A 20,617-nucleotide genomic window follows, 5' to 3' on the forward strand; every position below is an offset into this window, starting at 1 on the left:
AGATATTTTGGTAGACGTGAGTGACTATGGAGACATTACAATTGGTGAGGTAAAAGATAGGTATATCGAGTTAAGTGGAAAAAAATTCTCAGATCCAAAATTGCTAGGATTGCAAAGGAAAGGATTTATTTATATTAAAACTAAGCATGACAATATATTTCAAGAAAAGTTTGTGAAAATGGATGAAGTGAACATAGAAAGACAAGGAAGCCTACTTAATACATTTGATGAAAGTTATTCATCAGTAACTGAAGAAATAATATCAAGACTTATTGATAACTTTGTTGACGATGGAAATATGAACTCACTTACTTATCAATTCAATATGTTTGATATGAAAGGAAACAAAGTGAGTGGTACAACTTCAAATAACTTTATAGCAAATGGGTTTTTAGAAGCGATTTTAGCAAAACATAACCCAAGAGCAGAAGATAATGAACATTACGATGAAGAAAACTATTACTTTCCTATAAATCATAAATTGTACGAACGTAAAATTGTTGACGGAGTTGATAATCTATCTATATTTGAAGACTTATTAGATTACTACAAACAAGTTGGTGTAGATGAAGCTACTGCAAAAGAATTTATAATACAGCAAGCAGCATTTGATATCTTGATTTCAAATAAAGACAGACGTATTAATAGTACGAACACTATATTCTTAGTAAATTCAGAACAAACAATACCGGTAAATATCGATTATGGTAGAGCATTACCATTTACTTTCAATTTAGAAGATAATGAAATGTATGAAAGTATGAGTGAGGAAAAATGGAACGAAAAGATTCGAGAATTATCAATAAATGAAACTGGTAAAGATGGATTGATCTCAGCTGGTTTGAATATGAAAGAAAACATCGAATTCCTTCAAGAAAACGGGTTGAAGAGAATTAAAATTAATGTTAAACGACTTCAGACGGATTTAGAAGCCTCTTGCGAAAGAATCAAAATACTAAAACCAGAATTATTTGAGTTTGCAAAAATTAAAGCAGGTATGGTTTTAAGTAGGTTACAAAATGAGATGATTAGTGAGCTATGGGAGGAATATCATGAAGAAGATAATCTTTAAAGTATCAGATCAGCCAGTTGTTACAGTTCAGATGACAGCAAATGGTGGAGCAGTTGAAGAGATAACGAAAACAAATGATTTGATGGCAAAGCTCATAATTCCTAAGCTTGCTAAATCGGAAGAAAATTTAACATATGGTGATGTATCGAAGATAATTAAATTTTATGTACAAAAAGTCGGGGAAAATGATAAATATAAAAAAATGAATATGACGGATATAGCAAAACACTTTAATAATAATATTATTGATATAGAAGTAAGAAAGAATATATCGATTGAATTTGTAGGGTATGAATAATTAAATAACAATTAATTCATCATATAAAGTAAGCATGTGCTTGGTTGAACATTAGGCACATGCTTTTTTGGTCTACATTTTTTATAATATACTTTTTATTATTAAATTGGTTATTGTGCTATTCTGAAGTTAATTTGGTTTAATAATTAATACTTTAAATGATAAATAATGGTGTGAAAATAAAACTTAGTTTCAGTATATTAAATAATACTTTAATAATTATTGATATCATAATCGGTTATTGTTGAAATCTCACTAAATATCTTAATTTGTATTATATTATCATATTTAGTACTTAAAACTTTATCACTTAAAAAGTTGGAGTAAATATATTTACAAAAATAAAATTACCATAAATGAGAATCGATATTTAAAATATTAATACTTTTAGACAATAAATATTCACCTAATAAACTTTCAATTGTATCCGCCATATTTTTTCCACCTTTAACCGGGATGACAAATGCTTGAGCATAATAGTTTTTCATGTCTTTTGTTATAGATTCAAAATCTTTTTCTGATTGATTTAATAATTTATATATTAATTTTTGAGTACCTGTTAAATTTAAAGGTGAACTAGGCACAATAGTCATAAATAAATCTCCTATCTTATCTATCGATGATTCTATCTCAATATTGAATGTACTTAATTTACTATCTTTATTAATTGCATTTTGAACATTGATTTTAGAGCTGGTACTAAATTGTGATCTTCCAACGACACATACCATACCGTCAAATCTTTGGACTACATATACATAGTGAAGTGAATCATTTGATAAAATTTCTAATGGATTATAGTTAGGAAGTAATTTAGTCATTAAAAATTCATTGATATGATAATCTTGATTATTACTATTAAGGTGATATAATTCTGCTAAATTATATTCATATACTGCATTTAATGAAATGACTTGTTTGTTGTTAATATCACTAATAAATTCGAAAATATATTCTTTAAGTATTTTTGTCATTTTTTCAAAGCTATAGTTCTTTTCATTGTATGATTTAATTTCTTCTTTTGCTTGTGTAAATCTTTCCTCAAACTCTAATCGTTTCCCCATTTTTATTCCCCCATTAAAATTAAAATTTTTAATAAATATTAATGATCTAAAATTTACCTTGCATTCAACGCATATACATAAGCAATATAATTTGCGAAATCACCTATACGTTTTCTGTTATCAGTTATTTCTTCATACCAACTTGTATCTTTATCTTCTAATTCTAAATAGCGTTTAATTACTTTTAAACTTCGTATTAACTCATTGTGTACACTTGTTCGTTTAGCATCAAAATCATTTTCGTTTTTTTCTTCACGTGATAAAGTTAGCCACAAACTTCTGAAATTACTATAATTCATGCACTCAGTTATAAAGTCGTCCCAGTACTCTTTTAATTCACTATCATTATGATTGTTTTCTGAAAGTAATTTTGTATAAATAGTTTGTGCTGTATCAAAATCCAGTAAATCTTTTTGCTCTTTTGCTTTGTCATAAGTTGGTATCATTGAATTCCTCCATTTAGCTATTATCTATTTTTAAAATCATTGTTACTTTATGAATATATTAAGCTTTTAAGTCTTTCTAATGTTACTTGCGATTTCCATTCAGTTTTTATTATTTGAAACTTATTGCACTTATTATAGAATAATATATCACCATTTCCAAAGAATCTTAATTTGTTATCGACTGCAAATGTATCTACAGCAATAATATCTTTTGAAATATCGATACTTTGCATAGGGGTATGGCCAACGATTTGTTTAGAAATTGTTTTATTTGGTTTAGTTAACAGCTCACTATAATCAGCCCATACGGGTGATCCACCTTTCGATGTACCACCACGTTCTGGTCCAATTGTATTCGCAAGTCGTTCTAAGGCTGTACTGTTATCTAATGTTAAAGGTTTAAAGTGCCATGGTTCTGGATTAAAGTATTGATTGTATCCTGCATGACTAATAATATATTCATCAAGTTGATAAGCTACTTGTAATGACAATTCTTCTAGAAAATCACCAATTGCCCAAAAAGCTTCTTCGTCTTTTATAGAAAACTCAGCCTTTGTACCAAGATAGTAATAGATATCATGATTGCCAATAAGATTAATTATTTCAATACCTTTTATTCTGTATTTTTGTTTCCATTCTGATAAGAATATCAAGTCATTAGCATAAAGTTTAATGTTGTTTTCCTGTCCAGGAAAATCAGTGTAATCTCCGAGAAATATAACGCTATTAACTTCAAATCTTTCGATAATATTATCAATGAGAGGAAGTATGATACGACTTTTAAGATGTAAATCTCCAACGAAGATTGTATTCAATAAGCATGTCTCCTTTAATAATTAATCATAATAGCTTCGTGATCTGAGATGTCGTTATCTATTAAATGATTCGTAATATCAATTGTTTTGAATGATACATTTGTTAGTGCGTAATCAATTCTAGTATTTCCTACAAAAGTTCTTGTGCTTTTATCGTTACCAGATTGTATCCAGGCATCTAATTCGTAATTCTTTGATAGCTTATTAAATACTTCGTAATTTTCATCACCTTCTTTATACACATTAAAGTCTCCGATAATTAAGAACTTATTATTTGTCTCACTAAATTCGATTAAGTTATCCCATAATTTTTTACCTAGTTCATCATTTGATGTATCTGCTGATGGCATATGCACACCCATTACTGAAAGATTAGTTTCAACATTTTGTAAATGAATGGTTTTATTGTAGAAATTAATACCATCATCAATAGAATCTTTTTGAGTCCAGGGACTATATTTAGTGGTGATAGCAATAGTACAACCCAAAGGTTTTTTTATTTTGATATTTGATGGTGGATGAACTATCAGATTTGTTGGTAACTGTTTGATGAAGTAAGTAAATGGTTCTAATTTCATATTTACTTCTTGTAAGATAATGCAGTCATTAGAAGTAATATGTTGCTCATTTATAAATTCGATAATTGAATCAATGTAATCATGTGACCAATCATGACCTTCAGCATTTCCCTTGTTTCCACCAAATTTATTAACGTTTAAACTTAAAATCATTGAATTCCTCCTTGATGAAATTAATAATTTTCTTTTTCAATGAATGTATATAATTTTTTCTCAGTATCATATACCAAGATTGGGAGATAGCCACTTTTTTGTACATCACCATCAATGTAGTAATGGCTTTCATTATCATGATAAATTCTTCCTAAGTATTCTTTATTATTAGCGATTTCGTGAGCGTATATATGTCCAGCGATTATATCTTTGTAAAAGCGTCCTGTTTCTGCGGGATATTTATGAGTATATAAATTTTCACAAGTATATGATTTCCAATACTCTTGATCTTCTTTAGTTTCCCATATACCAGCATGGACAAAGATTTGATTATCAGTTTCATAATATCTTTTTTCATTGTTTTTTCTTTTTAACCAATTCGTAATAAGGGGATATTTTTCAATAAAAACTTTTTTTAAATCACCATTTATTAAAACTGAATCATCAAGTTTTCCAAAAAAACTGAGCAATGATTGTTCATCGATTAAGCAAGGTTCAAATTTGAATAACCAATCAATCAGAAGTTCATCATGATTACCAAGCAGCGTGATAATTTGATTAGGATACTCTTGTTCTAAAGATATTATTTTTTCGATAACTTCAAGTGATTGTGATCCATTGTCGATGTAATCTCCCAAAAGTAATAGTTTGTTATCAGGAACAGATAGATCGATTTTGTCTAAGGCTTCCAGAAATTCTTGATAGTGTCCGTGGATATCACTTATTGCATATAATTTACTCATACAAATCCCACCTTTTTTCATGTTGTAGTACTTGATCAAAAGAATTCCTTTCTTAATAATCATTGGATAGATTATAATTACTTGTTCTATCACGATAATATTGTACCACGAAAATTAAAAGTGTAAACATAAAACTGTTGAAAATTTTAAAAAATATTTTATAATATAATTGTAAGTCATTCTAAAAGGTGGTTAAAAAGTGATGAAAAATGCAGTGAGAATGTATATTTTACGTAATTTAAAACAACAAAGATTCTCGTACAGTAAATTACTGTTAAGTGATAGTGAGAATGGAATAATTGATTTGTGCCAGAAGGATAGTATCGACATCATTTATGAGATAAATCCCAACTTCGTAAAAATCCAGACTAATATTCAGTTCCATGAAAAATATTTGGATTTACTAATGTTTCCGACACCTTGCATAGTGACTGATGAAAAGGTAGAAGATATAAAGTTATTCTTGAATTATGTGAATAGAATAATAAAAAGCTTTGGAAGATTTTATTTAGATGAGTACAATGACATAGCATATTCACTACGTATTCCGTATGACTTTTTTAATAATAATAAAGAAAGAATGATGAATGAGTTAATAGATACACCCATAAGTTTTTATATGGACATCAATCAAATTTTAGTAGCGATTTTGATAGATTTAATAAATGTTGAAGAGGCAGAAAAGAAATTAAATGAGGTTTTTGGGTATTAAAAAATTGTAACTGCAAATGCAGTTACAATTTTTTAATTGGATTTTTATCCTATCCAATAGGAGATTAAATTCTTCTTGATTAGCAGGTGCGATAAATCGATCCAGTTCGTCTTTAAAGTTATTAAAGATACTATCGATATTTAGTACATCTTCACCAAGTTCGGGTTTACTTTTTAATAGTAATGCGCCTTTGAATATAAATTTTAAAGTGACACCTTTTGTGACACTTCTAGTATTTGTGAATTTAGGTAAGAGGTGTTTATAGCTATCTATTGATTTTTGTAACTCATCACTTATTTGTACTCTTAATCGAAGTTCTTTGACTTCTTCAGGTTGAATATACCTTAATTTGATTGAATTATCATCGATAACTTTCTTCCAGTTACTTATTGCAGCAATATCTTCAATTGCTTTTGAAATCACCATTGCTTGTGTCATATTTGTTTTTGATTCTTCTTCATATTTTTCTTTCAATAATCGGAAGTATTCATGTGTTTCTATTGAAATTCTTACTTGAAAGTAGTCCATTTATATCATCCTTATAACGTAATTCATGTCTTAAGTGTATTATAAATAGTGCCACTTTACAAAGAAGTTTATTTTTAAGTATTATTTTCAAAAAAAAATAAGCTCTCACTTTTAAAGGCTTATCTGACTTGCATATTAATTAATAATTCTATTGAGTAATCTCATTTTATTATCAATTTGGTTCTCTAACTGAGCAATTTCATCTCTAATATCTTCTATTTGCACTTCTTTTATTCCGTCTATATTTTCTAACTCATCATTTTTAATATACTTAGCAATATTTAAATTAAAGTTATTACTATCAATTTCATCAAGTGAAGCAACATAACTTATCTTTTCGATATTTACTCTATCATTTATGATATCATTCACTTTTTGCTTCAATTGATTTAATGTAGTAGAGCCATTAATGTAATTTTCAATAAAAGTTGAACTATCTATAAATAAAATATCATTTTGCTGTCTATTCTTTTTAAATATTACGAGACATGATTGATGTCTAAAGGTAGATCCTACGTTTTTAGGAAGTGCGATAATTGTATCTATCACATTTTCTGTTTCCACTAAATATTGTCTAACTACCGCTTCATTTATCATTCTATACAAAGGTCCTTGTCCCATACAAATTACCATCAAGCCATTTTCATCTAACTGTGATAATCCATTTTGAATATATGCCCATTCACCTCTATGTTGGGTAACTAATTTACCTGGTTCACTAAATCGATTATCATTCAGTAATTCTTTTGCCGGATTCCATGACATCTGGGTATCAAAAGATGAAATAATTGTATCCACTGTTTCACCTTCCACTACTTTTTTAAGCCATTTATCACTTTGAAATTTGCGAAGTTTGATGTTTTCACTCGATACACCTTGTAAAAATAATAAAGCATAAGTATGATAAGCACCTCCCTTGACACGAGATAAATTCGTGCCAGGCATCACATCCACCAATTCACCTAAAATCATTAACTCACCTAATTTCATTAAAGCTTATTGAATTAATTATCCTTTATTCTATCGATTAAATGGAATGATTAATCCATACATTGCTGAATAGTCATTGTTTTTTCCGATGTCCTAATATTATATTAACTATATTTAGTTGCAAAAGTTATCTTTTGTGATAAAATATTATCACAAGGACGTAAATAATAACATTATTCTCAAAATGGAGGTAATAATTATGTACAATGAAACTGAAGAACTGGAAGCACTATTGAAAAAGGAAGAAGAGGAGGCAGAATACCGAGAAAAGCATGGATTGTTCGATCCTGAAGCTGCAGATTTTTGGGAAAACGAAGAGCTTTGTAATTATACTGAAGAAGAGAAAGGCGAAATATTTGATGGTATAGATTAACCATCAAATAGCTTTTCTTATTTAGAGGAGGATTTATCATAATTTATTTTATTTCTGACACCCACTTTTATCATAAGAATATAGCTGAATCACGAGGATTAACTGTAGAAGAAATGAATACGCTAATGATTAATAATTGGAACAATATCGTTAATGAAGACGACGAAGTTTACATTTTAGGTGACTTATTCTATCGTGCGACTATTGAACAAGCCAATGAAATATTAAATAATTTGAATGGTACAAAACACTTAGTGATTGGAAATCATGATAAACACTACTTAAAAAGAAAAGAATTTAATAAACATCACTTTAAAACAATCAAAGATATTATTGAATTCAACTATGAAGGTTATCACTTCTTCTTATGTCACTATCCTGTCATTGATTGGAATAGAAAACACTATGGATCAATTCATCTATATGGACATATTCATGATAATATATCATACGAATCTATCCTTGGGCCTCAATCAATAAATGTCAGTGTGGAATTAATTGAATACACTCCTATATCAATAAATAAAATTATAGAAAAAATTACTGGTTTTACGAAAAGATATTCATATTCTCATTAATTTTATAATAAATTTATAATAATAGAAAAATAAACGAGGTGATGTTTAATGGCTAAAGATTTAGTTGGATTTTGTGAAAGTATGTCCTTTAAAGTTACGAGACAGTGTAATGAAGTGTTCAACAAGCTTAAAGAAAACAAAGATTTAAAATTAATTCAAACTCAAGATTTATTATTAGCTATGGTTGAAACGCTAGATACTGGAGCTGGTTATGCATTAGGTAAACATTCAATAACCAAGTCAATGATTAAAGACGTTATTGATTCAGCAACTAGATGCAATGAAAGATTACCAATCGTCATAGAAGAACCTGAAAATACTTTTGGTGCAAAAAGAAGATATGAAGATGCTGTAAAAAAACAGCCTGCTCAAATATGTGATGAAGGAATTTCAGACGTAAAGATTAATGGTATTGATATACAAGTTTCCAAATATGTATTAGATGCATTCTTGTATGCTGAAGATATGCGAACACAAAACGATCCGCTGAGAGGCATAGATACGTATTGGTTATTAATGGGTTTAGCTCAAAATAATCAATGCAATGCTTTTGCGATAATCAACAAACTGATGATCACTAAGGCGCAATTAACGGTAGAAGGACTTGAAAATCATTTCAGTGCAAGAATTGGCTTTTATAGCGAGCGCCGTGATGGGAAAATGGCGGATACAATTGAAGAAGAAAAAAATAAACAGAATCGTATGAACCATAAACTACAAAATCCTGATTATTCATTATTAAATGACTTAGCAGCAGATATCACTGAGCTTGCACGAAAGGGTGAACTGCCTAAAGTTATAGGTCGAGAAGATGAGCTAAAACAAATAGAATTCGTTTTGTCTCGACGCAATAAAAATAACATTGCTTTAATTGGACCTGGTGGTGTAGGTAAATCTGCAATTGCCGAAGGATTAGCAGTAAAGATTGTAAATGGAGAAATGCCTTCTCTTCAAAATAAGCGAATTTTACAATTTAGTATGACAGATTTTAATCATATAACTGGTTCATATACAACGAATTCAGAAATTACACTTCGTTTTATGGAAGAGATGAAACGCGAACGAGATGTGATTCTATTCATAGATGAAATTCATATGTTGGGTAACAATAAGTGGCTGACAGATACTTTAAAACCTATGATGGCACGTGGTGATTTTAGAGTTATTGGTGCCACGACACCGAATGAATGGGCCATGTATATCGGTAGTGATAGTGCACTTGTGAGACGGTTTGAAATTGTAGAAGTGGATGAACCGTCAATTGAAGCAACAATTGAAATTGTAAGTAATACGATTCATACTTATGAACATTATCATCGTGTAAAAATTAATAGCGATATTATTGAAACGAGTGTTCATTTGGCACACAAATATTTGGAACATGAAAATATGCCAGATAGTGTGTTTACGCTGATAGATAACGCCAGCACGATTTGTAAGCTAGAGGCGGGAATTGTTAGTCAAATGGATAAAGAATATATTGACAATTTAAATGAATTAAAAGGCGAACTTGAAGCTTCTAAACAAATCGAGTTCAACGAATTAGCAATTGAAGTGGTACGTGAGAAGATTGAAATTCTTCAATCTGAATATAATAAAGCACGAAACGCTAACGTTGAGGGAGACTATGAATTAATCTTAACAAAAGACCACTTGAAAGAAGCGATTGAATACAAGTCTGAGAAGACTGTTCGTGAATTTGATTTACTAGATTATGTTGCACGTGAACATCAGGTGTTTAACAACTTGAAATCACTTGTAGGTAAAATGAATAAAAGCGTTATTGGTCAACCTGAAGCAGTGGAGGCGGTGGCACAAGCTGTTATTCGAAGTAAAACAGGGTTTAGAGATAATACAAAACCAGCCGGTGTGTTTATGTTCTTAGGCACTACAGGTGTTGGTAAGACAGAAACGGCAAAAGTACTAGCAGAGTTGCTGTACGGTGATGATGAAGAAATTGTGAGATTTGATATGTCAGAATATCAAATGCCACATGAAGTATCTAAATTGATTGGAGCACCACCAGGTTATATTGGATACGGTAGTGGTGGTTTATTAACAAATGCTGTTAAAAAGAATCCAAAAGCCATCATTCTTTTCGATGAAGTTGAAAAAGCAAATGAAAAAGTATTTGATACGTTGCTTCAAGTATTTGATGATGGTCGTTTGACAGATGGGCAAGGTAAGACGGTAGATTTTACTGAAACAATTATTATATTAACTTCTAATTTAGGGGCTAGTTCAATACGTAAAGAAAAACATGTTGGGTTTGGTGCTGTTGAGCCTTCTGAATTAGATTATCAGGTTGTTCAAACGAAATCTAAAGAAGCAGCACAAGAATTCTTCAGACCAGAATTTTTAAACAGGATCGATGAAATCATTACTTTCAAACCCTTCGGTAAAAAAGAAATATTTACAATTACAAAATTATTAGTGGAGAAAGAGATAGAGAAAATAGAAGCAGCAGGCTACACTGCTTACTTTGATGATACTGCGGTCCAGTATATTGCCGATACTTATTATGATCCGACAAACGGATCACGACCGATTAAGCGTGGTATAACGAAATCAATACAAAATAAATTATCAAGCTTACTGATTAATGGCCAATTACAAAAAGGCAAACATATTCACATCACCTCTGATGGAACTGATATTCAAATGGCAGTTGAAACTGTTAAGGAGGTGAGTTAATTCTAGAATTAGAAATGGTATGTTTCAAGAATTACATGTTATTTATAGTAAATACACATTAAAGGTAAAAATTTATCAATAATAAAATGAGTAGTTTTTACAGATTAAAAATATTTAACAAAGGAGATTTTATAGTGAATAAATTAATTAAAACTATCATTGCAGGTACGATTATTTTAACATCAGGTATCACAATTAACGAAGCGAATGCGAAAACGAGTAAATCTAGACCAAATTACTATAATTCAGCTGTAGTAAAGAAAGTAAAAGCAGGTACGTATGTATTTGACGGATTCAAATTAGGTGGGAGATTAGAAACATATTTAAATGATCCTGATTATGAAGAAGGTTTTGAAGGTCAAGTGAGACTTTATAACAGTAGGGTTGACATAGCAATTGCAGACCGCTATGACGGATTGGAAAATCCAAAAATTACCAGGGTGTTTGATAATAAGGCTGATGATAAAAATAAATTTGAGATGAAAAAAATGAGAAGGATTTATGGTAAACCAATTCAAACTTTTAGAAGTGTAGATGTATATGCAGACGTATATAAGAATGTAGTATTTGTATATGATAGAGAGCATGATAGCAACCGTGCTTATCTACGATGTGTATTGTTTTATAAAATGAATAGTAAAGATAATGTAATGTTTAAGAAATATATACGATCTACTTTTAATAACAATTTTTCTTTCTCATATCCAATTTCTACTGAGGATTTTAAATACCTTAAATAAAGCCCGTTTGATGGGCTTTTTTCTGTAAAAAAAGTTAATTAATAAAAATATAATATGTAACATTTTTACTTTAATTGATATAATTTTATATATAAACGTGTATTACATTTAAATACAAATTAAACTATAGGAGTATAGACATGAAGAAAATCGTGAGTATTGCAGTGAGTACTTTTATTCTATTAGCAGGTTGTTCAAATGAATCAGCTGATTAAGCTAAAAAAAATGAAGATACTAAACCGAAATTTGAAAAAACAGAAGAGAAGTCTAGTGTTGAAAAGAAAGAAGTGACAGATAACAGTACAGAAACTGAAGAAAAAGTGGAATCAACAGAAAATAGTAATAGTGCAGTGAAAGTGGAAGATAAGGCAATAGATGCTGAAGATGATATAAATTTAGATGAAAAAACTAAGATCGCCTTAGCTTTCTTTGCTGATGGTATTGAAAATTATAGTTTAAATGCTGAAGAGCTACTCACTGGAAAATACGTAAAGCAAGGCCCACAGGGTGAAGAAGCTAAACGAGTTTATAGAATATTATTAAGAGAAGAACAAGGTCCGAGTGATGCTAACGGCATGAAGTTTTATACTGTATATCCGAGTAAGGGAATGTTTAAATCTGTTGTAGGAATTAGTGATGAAGAAATTTTTGTTGCTGGTACTCAAAATGATATTAATATTATTGATATTCATAATCCATCAAATGGAGTCTTAGTCAGCACGAAAGATTTGTATGAAAAGTATAAGAATAACTCGGCGTTAAAAGAATTGGCTGAAAAAATTGAAATTACGGATTTAAATCCTATGGAAAATGAAGCAACAAAATCAGAGTTTGATTTACATGAAAGTGCAACTGCTATGTTAACAGCTAAGCAAAATATGATTAATGAAGTATTAGCATTTGAAGGTGTTGAGTATTTTGAAGATTTAGGGCTGATATCGGATGATGTAAGAGTAAATGAAAATACAGGGGAGTTCACGCTTAATTTAAGAAATCAAGATTTAGAAAAAGTAGCTACATATAAGTTAGAAAATTCAGGAGTAGTGAAAATAGATCCACAAGGCAATAAGATGGATAAAGGATTTAAATAAGCATTAGTGAGTAGTAACAATTTATCTTCACATTTACTAACCATTTTTTGTCCACTCCGTTTGATATACTCTAATCAAATAGGAGGGGATTAAAATGAAGAAAGTTTATTCAGGCATTCAAACTGCAATTTATAATAAAACATATGATTTAGATGAAGCGATCGCATTAAAATTTGGGAAAATTTATATTAGTGATGAATATGTCCTAATCAACAAACCGATAGAACTGAATCGCAATATTACTTTTGAAAATTGTGTCGTCATTTTAGATGAGAAGGGCAGAATACTGATGAAATATTTTATCTACAATTTATGAAAACCTCGTATAGCATTAATAATTTTTATTGCTATGTGAGGTTTTTTGATTATTTTTGATACACTTGTTTTCACGACTTTTGAAATCTTGTTATAATCTATCACTTCTAATTTTCCATCCATTAATTTCAATGTTAGCCATGGATATGACGGATCTTCTTCATTAAAATCATGCATGCGACCGATGAATTCTTTGTCATGTGCTACTGTGACTTTTACAAGACTGTCTCCATGATGCCAGAGCGAAATATGATTCTCGTCTACGCTATAATCGATATCGATATTATGTTGGATGCGTTTGATATTTGTATAAAGATGATTCACCCAGTCTATTTTAAGTAATGTTTCTAAATCATATTCATAGCCAAATTGTTCTTCGAGTATATGTTCAAAGTTATAGTCCAGCGTATTTTTAGCTAAATATAAGTCTTCTCCGATTAAATCTTTTAAGTTATAAATATCATGTTCATTTAAAAAGTCACGATCTTTCTCGCGGTACGCAATAAATTTTGGTTCCATATTATCACCTTGCTTTCTTTTTTATAATTGTAAATATTAATAGATAAGCTGACAATTATTTATTATTAAACAAAATATTATGATAACCTAAAGTATCACCAATTAATCGAATAAATATTATCTTTATTTTATTTAGATTGTATTTCCTATTTAAAACTATTAAACTAAAAGAAAAAACTGTAAAAGAGGTAAATTATGAAAAAGACTGGATTAGCTTTACTAGCTTTAGGAATGTTATTACCAACAGCAAATGCTCAAGCGGCAACGAAAGTTTCAGAATTAAAGGTTGGTAACCAGGATTATAACGCAACGATATTAAAGGATACTGTAGCTTTTAACCGTGAAACTTACAATTTATCTGCAAGTAAACAGAAGACACAATTAAAAGCTGGTACGAAAGTTGTTGTTACAAAGCATAAGTTAGTTAAAGGTTATAATTTCTTAGTGCTCAAAGGTAATCGTTATATTCCTGCAGACGATAGTTTAATTGAAATCAATGAGGCATTAAAGTCAAATATTGATTATGATAAAGCACATTTAACAAACCGTGCGAAATATTTACTGAAACAAAGCGCTAAGAAAAAATATGCGAAACAATATAAATCTTTCTTAACAGTATTAGATAAAGATTATCAAAACTGGATGAACGGCAAAGAAAACATGATGTTACTAAGCTTAGTCGGTCAAAATGTATCTATTACCAGTGAGGGTCGTGACCTAATCACTTATGCTGAATGGGTTAAACGTAAAATGCCGAAAATTAAATTGAATCCGCAGCCGAAAGATACAGCGAAGGTTGATATTTTATCGGATCAATTTATTAGTGACTTTATTAATAATAAAAATAATATTGTTCGTGGTCATAAAGTCGGAGAAAAAGCGACTGATGTTAATAAAGATTATAAAGTTAGTGATGCTATGGTAACATACGTAGGTGTATTCCAGTATGGAAGAAACGCAGGTTTCTCTGTGGATGAGAAAACTGGTAAAGTAAATAAATTAATTTATGTGCCAAATAAAACTGTGACGTATGCTCAAATTATCAGTAAATACGGTCAACCGAAAGAAACAGCATTCTCAAATAAAACAGTATTAGAGCACATCTTATCTTATGATAAATCAGACTATGGTTATAAAGTGCATGTCGGGTTAGATAGTTTTAAAGGAAATGTAAAGTATATTATTAAAGAAGAGATTAAGAAGTAATTTTTTATTTAAGTAAATAGGTACCACATAGAGATTCTGGCTTAGGCTAGAGTCTCTTTTTTGTTTTAACTTATAATACATATATTAAATGGATATTTACTTGTGAGGATATAAAACTTTAAAGTTTGACTTATACCCCTATAGGGTATAAAATGAAGTAGAATTAATAAACCTGAAGGAGTGGAACACATGAGAAGAATAATTGCAGTTGTTGCGAGTGCAGGTATTTTGTTAAGTGGGTGTGGTGCAAATGAAGAAGCGAAACATGACGAGCATGCACATATGAATCACAATAGTGAAGCTACGCCAGCAAACATGAAAGTTGCAGAGAATCCGAAATATAAAAAAGGTGACAAAGTCACATTAACTGAAGGTCATATGCCAGGTATGAAGGATGCAGAGGGTGTTGTAAAAGAGGTTTATACAACTTATGTGTATGAAGTGAGTTATCAACCGAAGAATGGTGATAAAAAAGTAAGTCATCATAAATGGGTGGTAAACGAAGAGTTAAAAGATGCACCGAAGTCCGGCTTGAAAAAAGGCGATAAAGCTGAGATGACTGCTAATCATATGGATGGTATGAAGGGTGCAGATGCAACAATTGATGATGTTCATAAGACAGATGTCTATGTTGTGGATTATAAAGATACAAAAACAGGTAAGACTGTTAAAGATCATAAATGGATGACTGAAGACGAGTTAAAATAATTATGTAGTATAATTCTCCGTATATGTAATTACATATGCGGATTTTTTATATTAAAAATAAGTAAATTATTAAAAATAATATTTATTCATACACAAAATTAGTAGATAATAGAAGTAATGAATAAATTTTAAAGGGGCTTACTATGAAAAAGTTATTACTATTATCTATGACAGCAATGTTGATGGCGGCATGTGGCAATGAAGAAGAAACGAAAGAAAAAGGTGCGTCAAAAGTAGAAACTGAAACATCTGCATCTACTGAAGAGAAGAAAGAAGTAAGCACTGAAGAAAAAGCGAAAGAGACAAAAAAAATAGTAGAGAAAAAAGATTCTACGGAAGAGAAAAACTTGAGTGGTAAATATCCTTACATGGATGAAGATGGCCATATCGATATTTTGTCTGATGCGTTTATCAATGCATACACGAGACAAAACCGTATTTCAGAGTTTGCAGGTATAACGCAGGGTATGGAGGTTACTGAAGTTGAAAAGATGTATGGTAAACCAACTCATGATGGTAAGAGCAGAATAAGTAGTAATCATGAGCGTTTTGGTGATATTGCGATAGAAAATACAGATTATAAAGTTTCTCAGATTTATATTAATTCATCAACGCCTCATACGCGGGAAGAAATTCTTGCTAAATACGGTGTTGCTACTGAAGTTTGGAAAAGTGATGATGGAGAAGTGATTTCATTAGTTTATAACAATAATCATTCAAACGGATTCCAGCTTATTCTCCACTTTGATAAGAATGATAATTTTATCGCAATGGAACAACAACCAGAAACATATCAAATGACTGGAGAATTGATCGTAAGTGATGATGATGCTCCGAGTGCAAACGAAACACAAGCTAATAAAAGTGAGGTATCTTGTAGTTATGATAATTCTCCGGAAGTATCAAATGAAAGACAACAAAAATTACGCACAATAGCTATCGCAAATAAATGTTTAGATGATTTTGAAAAAAATCCATCTGACACAGAATCTCAAACGATTGCGTGGAATTTAATGATTAGAGGTTCTTCTCCAGGTAGTTTTTCAGGTTATCCAGATGTGAGAGCAGCTGCTGAAAAAGTGTATGATAGATTAGGTAAATATGATGAAAGAGCACTTGAGTTTAAAGATGATTTTATCAATCCATGGCCGAAAGAATAGATAAAAACTTTCAGAATCCCTGCTATAGCTTTAAACTTAGGGAAAGGAAATATTCATTCATAAAATGAAGCATCGAATTGGTACAAAATGTCTAGCGCGGGAGAGTAATTATTAATGATTCTCCCGTGCTTTTGTTATACAAAGCATAAAAATTTTTTATAATCAAAGTAACAAATTACACACCGTGGAGGGCTTATGCAGAATAGATCAATGTCTTTTTGGGAAGCAACGTAGTTATTTTGGACGAGAGCATTTGATTTTAGTGGACGTTCACGAAGAAAAGAATTTTGGGTACCGGTATTCACACAAGTCTTATTTTATATTATTAGTGTAGTGATTTATCTTTTTATTATGATATCAGGGTTATCTGCGATAGACACATCTTCAACTGATGGTAATCATGAGGCTTTTGCATTTACTACTATTTCAATTGCTGTAATGATTGTATTTCTATGTTTGATTAGTTTAATCTTGTTAATACCTAACATTTCTTTACTTTTACGTCGTTTGCATGACATTGGTAAGAGTGGTAAATGGGCTATTTTATGAATTGGTGTACCGAATATTTTATATTATGTTATTTCTTTTACTAAATACTCTGGTGGCGATACAGATTTAATGGGTATCTATCTTGTAATTAATTTGATTATTGTTATTACTTCTCTTGTATTTTTTGTCTGGACGATCATTCGGTGTGTACAAGACTCACAACCTGGTCCTAATGAATATCAAGGCAATCAAGAACCGTATCATCTACGATACGGTTCTTTTTCTAAATTTAATTGCGCCAAATTATAGAATATTTCGTATAAATGTACTCTAAAAAACACTTATGTTATAATTTGATTGATGATAATAATACCTAAAGGAGTGATTGATGATGAAAAAATTACTCGTAACAGGACTTGCAGCTGGATTAGTATTAACATCAGTAAATGTACAAGCAGAAGCAGCGACACCTAAGAAGATCAATATCGCAACAGAAGCTTTTGCGAACAAAGCAAAGAGCGGTAAATTGACAATCAATGGGTTAAAAGCTGGGCAAAAGGTGAGTTACTATAAGAATAAAAAAGGTGTTCACTATGAAGACTTCTTAGTGGGTAACAAACCGGGTTATGATTCAGTACGATCACCAAATGCATTAGCATTTACAAACTTCCAGGAGAACGTACCATTTATGAAACGTACGATTACGCAGGTGAACGCAGATAATATTAAAGCAGTGTCTCGTAAGAAGATTCATCAAGTTTATGGTAAACCGCTGTATTCTATCCGTATCGGTATCCATTCAGAAATGGGATATGTAGATTTTTATAAAAATATAAAAATCATTTCAAGCGAACGATATAACAAAGATCATACAAAATTAACGAACGTCGTTGTTGACCGCATTGCTTTAATCAAAGCAAATGATTTAAAAACATTGAAGAAATGGCGTAACATCGATAAAAAATACGGTGGCGATCAATGGACTATCATGTATTTAAAAGGATCTGTCTGGAAAAAAGCATAGCACACAAAAAACAGCACATTTAAATTGTGCTGTTTTTTATGTTAATGTATTCTATTTCATCTAGATTGATTTTCACGATTTGTTTACTGAATAGATGTTTTACTTCTATATTGATTTCTTTATTCTCCCAATGCGTATCTGTACTTTTGCCTTTGATGATCGTTCCGTCTTTTAACTTTATTTCGCACGATACATCACTATAAGATGATACGTAATGATGGTTATAATTCAAATAGCCTTCATCCTTCGCAATATGGTCGTAAATTTGTAGGAAATCTTTTTTCATTGCTGCAATTCTGGGGATTTGTTCTATCTCATCAGGATCGAATTCATAGCCAAATTCACTAAATAATAGTTCATCATATTCATAGCCGATCATTCTAAAAATATCTTCAAAATCTTCTTCAAACTTTTCCGGATCTATATTATATTTTCTCAGCGTTGCTTTGTCTTCTTCTCTTAATATCACTGTATCCATTTAATCACCTCATTTTTGATAGTATAACAAATAAATTATGTATGTAACGTGTTATTTTCTATGTATTTCGTTATGATAATTTTAAGAGGTGAGTATATGATATATGTTATCGGAAGTATGTCTGTAGATTTAGTTGTGCAGGCAAACAGGTTACCAAAGAAAGGTGAAACAATCCTAGGAGATGCTTTCTTTATGACAGAGGGTGGTAAAGGTGCAAATCAAGCTGTCAGTGCTGCACGCCTTGGTGCAAATGTTTATATGGTAGGTTGTGTTGGGGATGATAATTTCGGTGAGATGATTGTAACGAATATGAAAGCGAATAAAGTTAACGTTGAATATATAGAGAAGATTGATGACTGTGCAAGTGGCACTGCGCATATTACATTAGCGGATAATGATAATTCAATTATTGTTGTACCTAGTGCAAATAGTGAAGTTTCAATTGAATTAGTAGATGAAGCACTAAATAGTATGGATCAAGATAGTATTATACTACTACAAAATGAAATTCCGAAATCCATCATTGAATACGTTATTGAAGAAAGTTATAAAAAGAAGATAACGACAATCTATAATCCAGCTCCGTTCATTGAAATCAATCCTGAATTACTGAAGAAAGTGACGTACTTTACACCGAATGAAACTGAAGTAAAGGCGATGTTTGGTGAGGAATTTAACGATGTGATTGAAAAATACCCAAAACAAATGATCGTGACGCTTGGAGAACAAGGAGCGACGTATTTCGATAGTGAGTTGATTAATATTCCAGGTATGAAAGCAGAAGTTATAGATACGACAGGTGCAGGTGATACATTCAACGGTGCACTTGCTGTAGGCATAAGTGAAGGTATGTCATTGAATGATGCTGTACAATTTGCGAATCAGGCAGCCGCTCTTTCAGTGGGAGGATTAGGTGCACAAGGTGGTATGCCTTATAGACATGAAATAAAATGAAAATAAAAAACACCAGTGAAAGTAAATGATTATCTTTCACTGGTGTTTTGTCGTTCAATAAACGCTGCGTATTCTTTTTTAAATTTCATATTTGTTCTAATCATCCCAATCGTAAATACACTCCAAATAAGGCCTATAAGAATCATTAGAAATATATCATAGTGCTGGAAATATAAATAGATACTTGAAAAAAGGTTTATTAACAACAAGCAAACTGCGAAAACTAAACTGACTTTTTGATACTTTAATCGATATGAATATTTTTGACTTTCATTATCAAAATCACCGTATTTAATTTTTGCTTCCGGCCAAATGAATAGGAGATAACCAAACATTAATAATGAAATAAAAATAATTTCTAGTGGATGAAGATGACCATTACCCGTTAAAAATAGATATAACAAAAATGCGGTGAAAATAGAGAAGTAAATATAATATTTTACTAAATATTGCTTCAAATCGTCTTTTCTTCTTTCATTTCACGACGTAACTCATAGTAGCGCAGCCATTTAAATAGGACATACAAAATAAACATAATTATAGTCGTGTAGTGCATATTGCTTCCTGGAATGTTTGGTGGTGAGAGATGGATTACAATATAGCCGAGACCAATAATAATAGATAATACAATGCTGTATGTAATGCAGTCCTTTAAATACCATTGTGCAACGAGCCATTCTTTAGCTTTGTTGGTTTCCAGGTATCTTTTAATTTGTGTAATCGTATCTGCATAGCAAATCAATAGCATCATTGTAAATGCATATACCGCGAATAAAGTATACTTCGGATAGTATATAAAGATAAATGCACAAGCTACAATGATAAGACCAACCATACTCGTAATATAAAATTTTTTATTGTGTTTAATATACCACGATATCATGTCGCC

General features: G+C 30.6%; 24 protein-coding genes and 1 pseudogene. 15 read left to right on the plus strand and 10 right to left on the minus strand.

The genetic code is table 11. From position 1 onward, the window contains the following. Window positions 1-7: 7 nt before the first annotated feature. Together BHU61_RS00435 and BHU61_RS00440 are read left to right on the plus strand one after the other, a co-directional pair. A complete protein-coding gene (locus tag BHU61_RS00435; RefSeq protein ID WP_146608851.1) occupies window positions 8-1,072 on the plus strand; it encodes a hypothetical protein in 1,065 nt (354 codons plus the stop codon). After that, window positions 1,053-1,370, plus strand: a complete 318-nt coding sequence (locus tag BHU61_RS00440) for a hypothetical protein (protein ID WP_111714115.1) — start codon at window positions 1,053-1,055, stop codon at window positions 1,368-1,370. Before BHU61_RS00435 ends, BHU61_RS00440 begins: the two co-directional genes overlap by 20 nt. 347 nt (window positions 1,371-1,717) lie before the next feature. Here BHU61_RS00440 and BHU61_RS00445 read toward each other — a convergent pair whose 3' ends face one another. The 5 genes from BHU61_RS00445 to BHU61_RS00465 are packed head-to-tail and all read right to left on the minus strand — an operon-like array spanning window position 1,718 to window position 5,169. Beyond that, on the minus strand, window positions 1,718-2,434 hold the full coding sequence (locus tag BHU61_RS00445; RefSeq protein ID WP_111714116.1) for a hypothetical protein: 717 nt from the start codon (window positions 2,432-2,434) through the stop codon (window positions 1,718-1,720). Window positions 2,435-2,487: 53 nt separating this feature from the next. Beyond that, window positions 2,488-2,880 (minus strand): DUF3232 domain-containing protein, encoded by a 393-nt coding sequence (locus BHU61_RS00450; protein ID WP_111714117.1) that lies wholly within the window; start codon window positions 2,878-2,880, stop codon window positions 2,488-2,490. A gap of 47 nt (window positions 2,881-2,927) precedes the next feature. Beyond that, window positions 2,928-3,695, minus strand: a complete 768-nt coding sequence (locus BHU61_RS00455; RefSeq protein ID WP_111714118.1) for a metallophosphoesterase family protein — start codon at window positions 3,693-3,695, stop codon at window positions 2,928-2,930. A 14-nt stretch (window positions 3,696-3,709) separates the two neighbouring features. Beyond that, a complete protein-coding gene (locus BHU61_RS00460; protein ID WP_111714119.1) occupies window positions 3,710-4,426 on the minus strand; it encodes an endonuclease/exonuclease/phosphatase family protein in 717 nt (238 codons plus the stop codon). Between the two features lie 20 nt (window positions 4,427-4,446). Further along, complete coding sequence (locus BHU61_RS00465; protein ID WP_111714120.1) at window positions 4,447-5,169, minus strand: metallophosphoesterase family protein; 723 nt, start codon at window positions 5,167-5,169, stop codon at window positions 4,447-4,449. 199 nt (window positions 5,170-5,368) lie between these two features. On the opposite strand from BHU61_RS00465, the gene BHU61_RS00470 reads away from it, so the two are divergent. After that, window positions 5,369-5,881, plus strand: a complete 513-nt coding sequence (locus BHU61_RS00470; protein ID WP_111714121.1) for a hypothetical protein — start codon at window positions 5,369-5,371, stop codon at window positions 5,879-5,881. Here BHU61_RS00470 and BHU61_RS00475 read toward each other — a convergent pair. Beyond that, the gene (locus tag BHU61_RS00475; protein WP_111714122.1) at window positions 5,858-6,409 is read right to left on the minus strand and encodes a hypothetical protein; all 552 of its coding nucleotides are present in this window, start codon (window positions 6,407-6,409) and stop codon (window positions 5,858-5,860) included. The two genes, BHU61_RS00470 and BHU61_RS00475, sit on opposite strands and share 24 nt — an antisense overlap. Before the next feature lie 135 nt (window positions 6,410-6,544). Beyond that, the gene (locus tag BHU61_RS00480; protein WP_170122415.1) at window positions 6,545-7,381 is read right to left on the minus strand and encodes an N-6 DNA methylase; all 837 of its coding nucleotides are present in this window, start codon (window positions 7,379-7,381) and stop codon (window positions 6,545-6,547) included. Between the two features lie 217 nt (window positions 7,382-7,598). Between BHU61_RS00480 and BHU61_RS13330 the strand changes: the two genes are divergently transcribed. The 6 genes from BHU61_RS13330 to BHU61_RS00505 all read left to right on the plus strand — a co-directional run bounded on the left by BHU61_RS13330 (window position 7,599) and on the right by BHU61_RS00505 (window position 13,191). Further along, the gene (locus BHU61_RS13330; RefSeq protein WP_170122416.1) at window positions 7,599-7,772 is read left to right on the plus strand and encodes a hypothetical protein; all 174 of its coding nucleotides are present in this window, start codon (window positions 7,599-7,601) and stop codon (window positions 7,770-7,772) included. 50 nt (window positions 7,773-7,822) lie between these two features. After that, complete coding sequence (locus BHU61_RS00485; RefSeq protein WP_275542450.1) at window positions 7,823-8,350, plus strand: metallophosphoesterase family protein; 528 nt, start codon at window positions 7,823-7,825, stop codon at window positions 8,348-8,350. Between the two features lie 48 nt (window positions 8,351-8,398). Beyond that, window positions 8,399-11,044: an AAA family ATPase gene (locus tag BHU61_RS00490; protein WP_111714125.1), complete on the plus strand. Its 2,646-nt coding sequence runs from the start codon at window positions 8,399-8,401 to the stop codon at window positions 11,042-11,044. Between the two features lie 134 nt (window positions 11,045-11,178). Then, window positions 11,179-11,784 (plus strand): hypothetical protein, encoded by a 606-nt coding sequence (locus tag BHU61_RS00495; protein WP_111714126.1) that lies wholly within the window; start codon window positions 11,179-11,181, stop codon window positions 11,782-11,784. A gap of 287 nt (window positions 11,785-12,071) precedes the next feature. Next, window positions 12,072-12,875 carry a hypothetical protein gene (locus tag BHU61_RS00500; protein ID WP_111714127.1) on the plus strand — a complete coding sequence of 268 codons (804 nt, stop codon included), beginning with the start codon at window positions 12,072-12,074 and terminating at the stop codon, window positions 12,873-12,875. A 94-nt stretch (window positions 12,876-12,969) separates the two neighbouring features. Next, entirely contained in the window at window positions 12,970-13,191 is a 222-nt protein-coding gene (locus tag BHU61_RS00505) for a hypothetical protein (protein WP_111714128.1), read from the plus strand. Here BHU61_RS00505 and BHU61_RS00510 read toward each other — a convergent pair. Beyond that, entirely contained in the window at window positions 13,179-13,709 is a 531-nt protein-coding gene (locus BHU61_RS00510; RefSeq protein ID WP_111714129.1) for a hypothetical protein, read from the minus strand. The two genes, BHU61_RS00505 and BHU61_RS00510, sit on opposite strands and share 13 nt — an antisense overlap. A 195-nt stretch (window positions 13,710-13,904) precedes the next feature. Between BHU61_RS00510 and BHU61_RS00515 the strand changes: the two genes are divergently transcribed. The 5 genes and pseudogenes from BHU61_RS00515 to BHU61_RS00535 all read left to right on the plus strand — a co-directional run bounded on the left by BHU61_RS00515 (window position 13,905) and on the right by BHU61_RS00535 (window position 18,296). Continuing rightward, window positions 13,905-14,915: a hypothetical protein gene (locus tag BHU61_RS00515; protein ID WP_111714130.1), complete on the plus strand. Its 1,011-nt coding sequence runs from the start codon at window positions 13,905-13,907 to the stop codon at window positions 14,913-14,915. 189 nt (window positions 14,916-15,104) lie between these two features. Continuing rightward, window positions 15,105-15,623 (plus strand): YdhK family protein, encoded by a 519-nt coding sequence (locus BHU61_RS00520; protein ID WP_111714131.1) that lies wholly within the window; start codon window positions 15,105-15,107, stop codon window positions 15,621-15,623. Window positions 15,624-15,766: 143 nt separating this feature from the next. Beyond that, a complete protein-coding gene (locus BHU61_RS00525; protein ID WP_111714132.1) occupies window positions 15,767-16,783 on the plus strand; it encodes a hypothetical protein in 1,017 nt (338 codons plus the stop codon). Between the two features lie 264 nt (window positions 16,784-17,047). Further along, a pseudogene (locus tag BHU61_RS13730) lies at window positions 17,048-17,332 on the plus strand (DUF805 domain-containing protein); the annotation flags it as partial. 331 nt (window positions 17,333-17,663) lie between these two features. Continuing rightward, window positions 17,664-18,296 (plus strand): hypothetical protein, encoded by a 633-nt coding sequence (locus BHU61_RS00535; protein WP_146608852.1) that lies wholly within the window; start codon window positions 17,664-17,666, stop codon window positions 18,294-18,296. Between the two features lie 19 nt (window positions 18,297-18,315). On the opposite strand, the gene BHU61_RS00540 is transcribed toward BHU61_RS00535, so the two are convergent. Then, window positions 18,316-18,774: a hypothetical protein gene (locus tag BHU61_RS00540; protein ID WP_111714135.1), complete on the minus strand. Its 459-nt coding sequence runs from the start codon at window positions 18,772-18,774 to the stop codon at window positions 18,316-18,318. 96 nt (window positions 18,775-18,870) lie between these two features. Between BHU61_RS00540 and rbsK the strand changes: the two genes are divergently transcribed. Beyond that, the gene (rbsK, locus tag BHU61_RS00545) at window positions 18,871-19,728 is read left to right on the plus strand and encodes a ribokinase (protein WP_111714136.1); all 858 of its coding nucleotides are present in this window, start codon (window positions 18,871-18,873) and stop codon (window positions 19,726-19,728) included. A 454-nt stretch (window positions 19,729-20,182) separates the two neighbouring features. On the opposite strand, the gene BHU61_RS00555 is transcribed toward rbsK, so the two are convergent. Then, a complete protein-coding gene (locus BHU61_RS00555; RefSeq protein ID WP_111714138.1) occupies window positions 20,183-20,611 on the minus strand; it encodes a hypothetical protein in 429 nt (142 codons plus the stop codon). Window positions 20,612-20,617: the final 6 nt, after the last annotated feature.

It is taken from the genome of Macrococcus epidermidis (assembly GCF_003259695.1).
GTDB lineage: Bacteria > Bacillota > Bacilli > Staphylococcales > Staphylococcaceae > Macrococcoides > Macrococcoides epidermidis.

What these genes read in the sequence shown, in the direction of transcription:
- BHU61_RS00440 (WP_111714115.1), top strand. Translation starts at nt 1,053, where the DNA reads ATGAAGAAGATAATCTTTAAAGTATCAGATCAGCCAGTTGTTACAGTT.
- BHU61_RS00445 (WP_111714116.1), bottom strand. Translation starts at nt 2,434, where the DNA reads ATGGGGAAACGATTAGAGTTTGAGGAAAGATTTACACAAGCAAAAGAA.
- BHU61_RS00450 (WP_111714117.1), bottom strand. Translation starts at nt 2,880, where the DNA reads ATGATACCAACTTATGACAAAGCAAAAGAGCAAAAAGATTTACTGGAT.
- BHU61_RS00460 (WP_111714119.1), bottom strand. Translation starts at nt 4,426, where the DNA reads ATGATTTTAAGTTTAAACGTTAATAAATTTGGTGGAAACAAGGGAAAT.
- BHU61_RS00465 (WP_111714120.1), bottom strand. Translation starts at nt 5,169, where the DNA reads ATGAGTAAATTATATGCAATAAGTGATATCCACGGACACTATCAAGAA.
- BHU61_RS00475 (WP_111714122.1), bottom strand. Translation starts at nt 6,409, where the DNA reads ATGGACTACTTTCAAGTAAGAATTTCAATAGAAACACATGAATACTTC.
- BHU61_RS00480 (WP_170122415.1), bottom strand. Translation starts at nt 7,381, where the DNA reads ATGATTTTAGGTGAATTGGTGGATGTGATGCCTGGCACGAATTTATCT.
- BHU61_RS13330 (WP_170122416.1), top strand. Translation starts at nt 7,599, where the DNA reads ATGTACAATGAAACTGAAGAACTGGAAGCACTATTGAAAAAGGAAGAA.
- BHU61_RS00490 (WP_111714125.1), top strand. Translation starts at nt 8,399, where the DNA reads ATGGCTAAAGATTTAGTTGGATTTTGTGAAAGTATGTCCTTTAAAGTT.
- BHU61_RS00505 (WP_111714128.1), top strand. Translation starts at nt 12,970, where the DNA reads ATGAAGAAAGTTTATTCAGGCATTCAAACTGCAATTTATAATAAAACA.
- BHU61_RS00510 (WP_111714129.1), bottom strand. Translation starts at nt 13,709, where the DNA reads ATGGAACCAAAATTTATTGCGTACCGCGAGAAAGATCGTGACTTTTTA.
- BHU61_RS00515 (WP_111714130.1), top strand. Translation starts at nt 13,905, where the DNA reads ATGAAAAAGACTGGATTAGCTTTACTAGCTTTAGGAATGTTATTACCA.
- BHU61_RS00520 (WP_111714131.1), top strand. Translation starts at nt 15,105, where the DNA reads ATGAGAAGAATAATTGCAGTTGTTGCGAGTGCAGGTATTTTGTTAAGT.
- BHU61_RS00525 (WP_111714132.1), top strand. Translation starts at nt 15,767, where the DNA reads ATGAAAAAGTTATTACTATTATCTATGACAGCAATGTTGATGGCGGCA.
- BHU61_RS00535 (WP_146608852.1), top strand. Translation starts at nt 17,664, where the DNA reads ATGAAAAAATTACTCGTAACAGGACTTGCAGCTGGATTAGTATTAACA.
- BHU61_RS00540 (WP_111714135.1), bottom strand. Translation starts at nt 18,774, where the DNA reads ATGGATACAGTGATATTAAGAGAAGAAGACAAAGCAACGCTGAGAAAA.
- rbsK (WP_111714136.1), top strand. Translation starts at nt 18,871, where the DNA reads ATGATATATGTTATCGGAAGTATGTCTGTAGATTTAGTTGTGCAGGCA.
- BHU61_RS00555 (WP_111714138.1), bottom strand. Translation starts at nt 20,611, where the DNA reads ATGATATCGTGGTATATTAAACACAATAAAAAATTTTATATTACGAGT.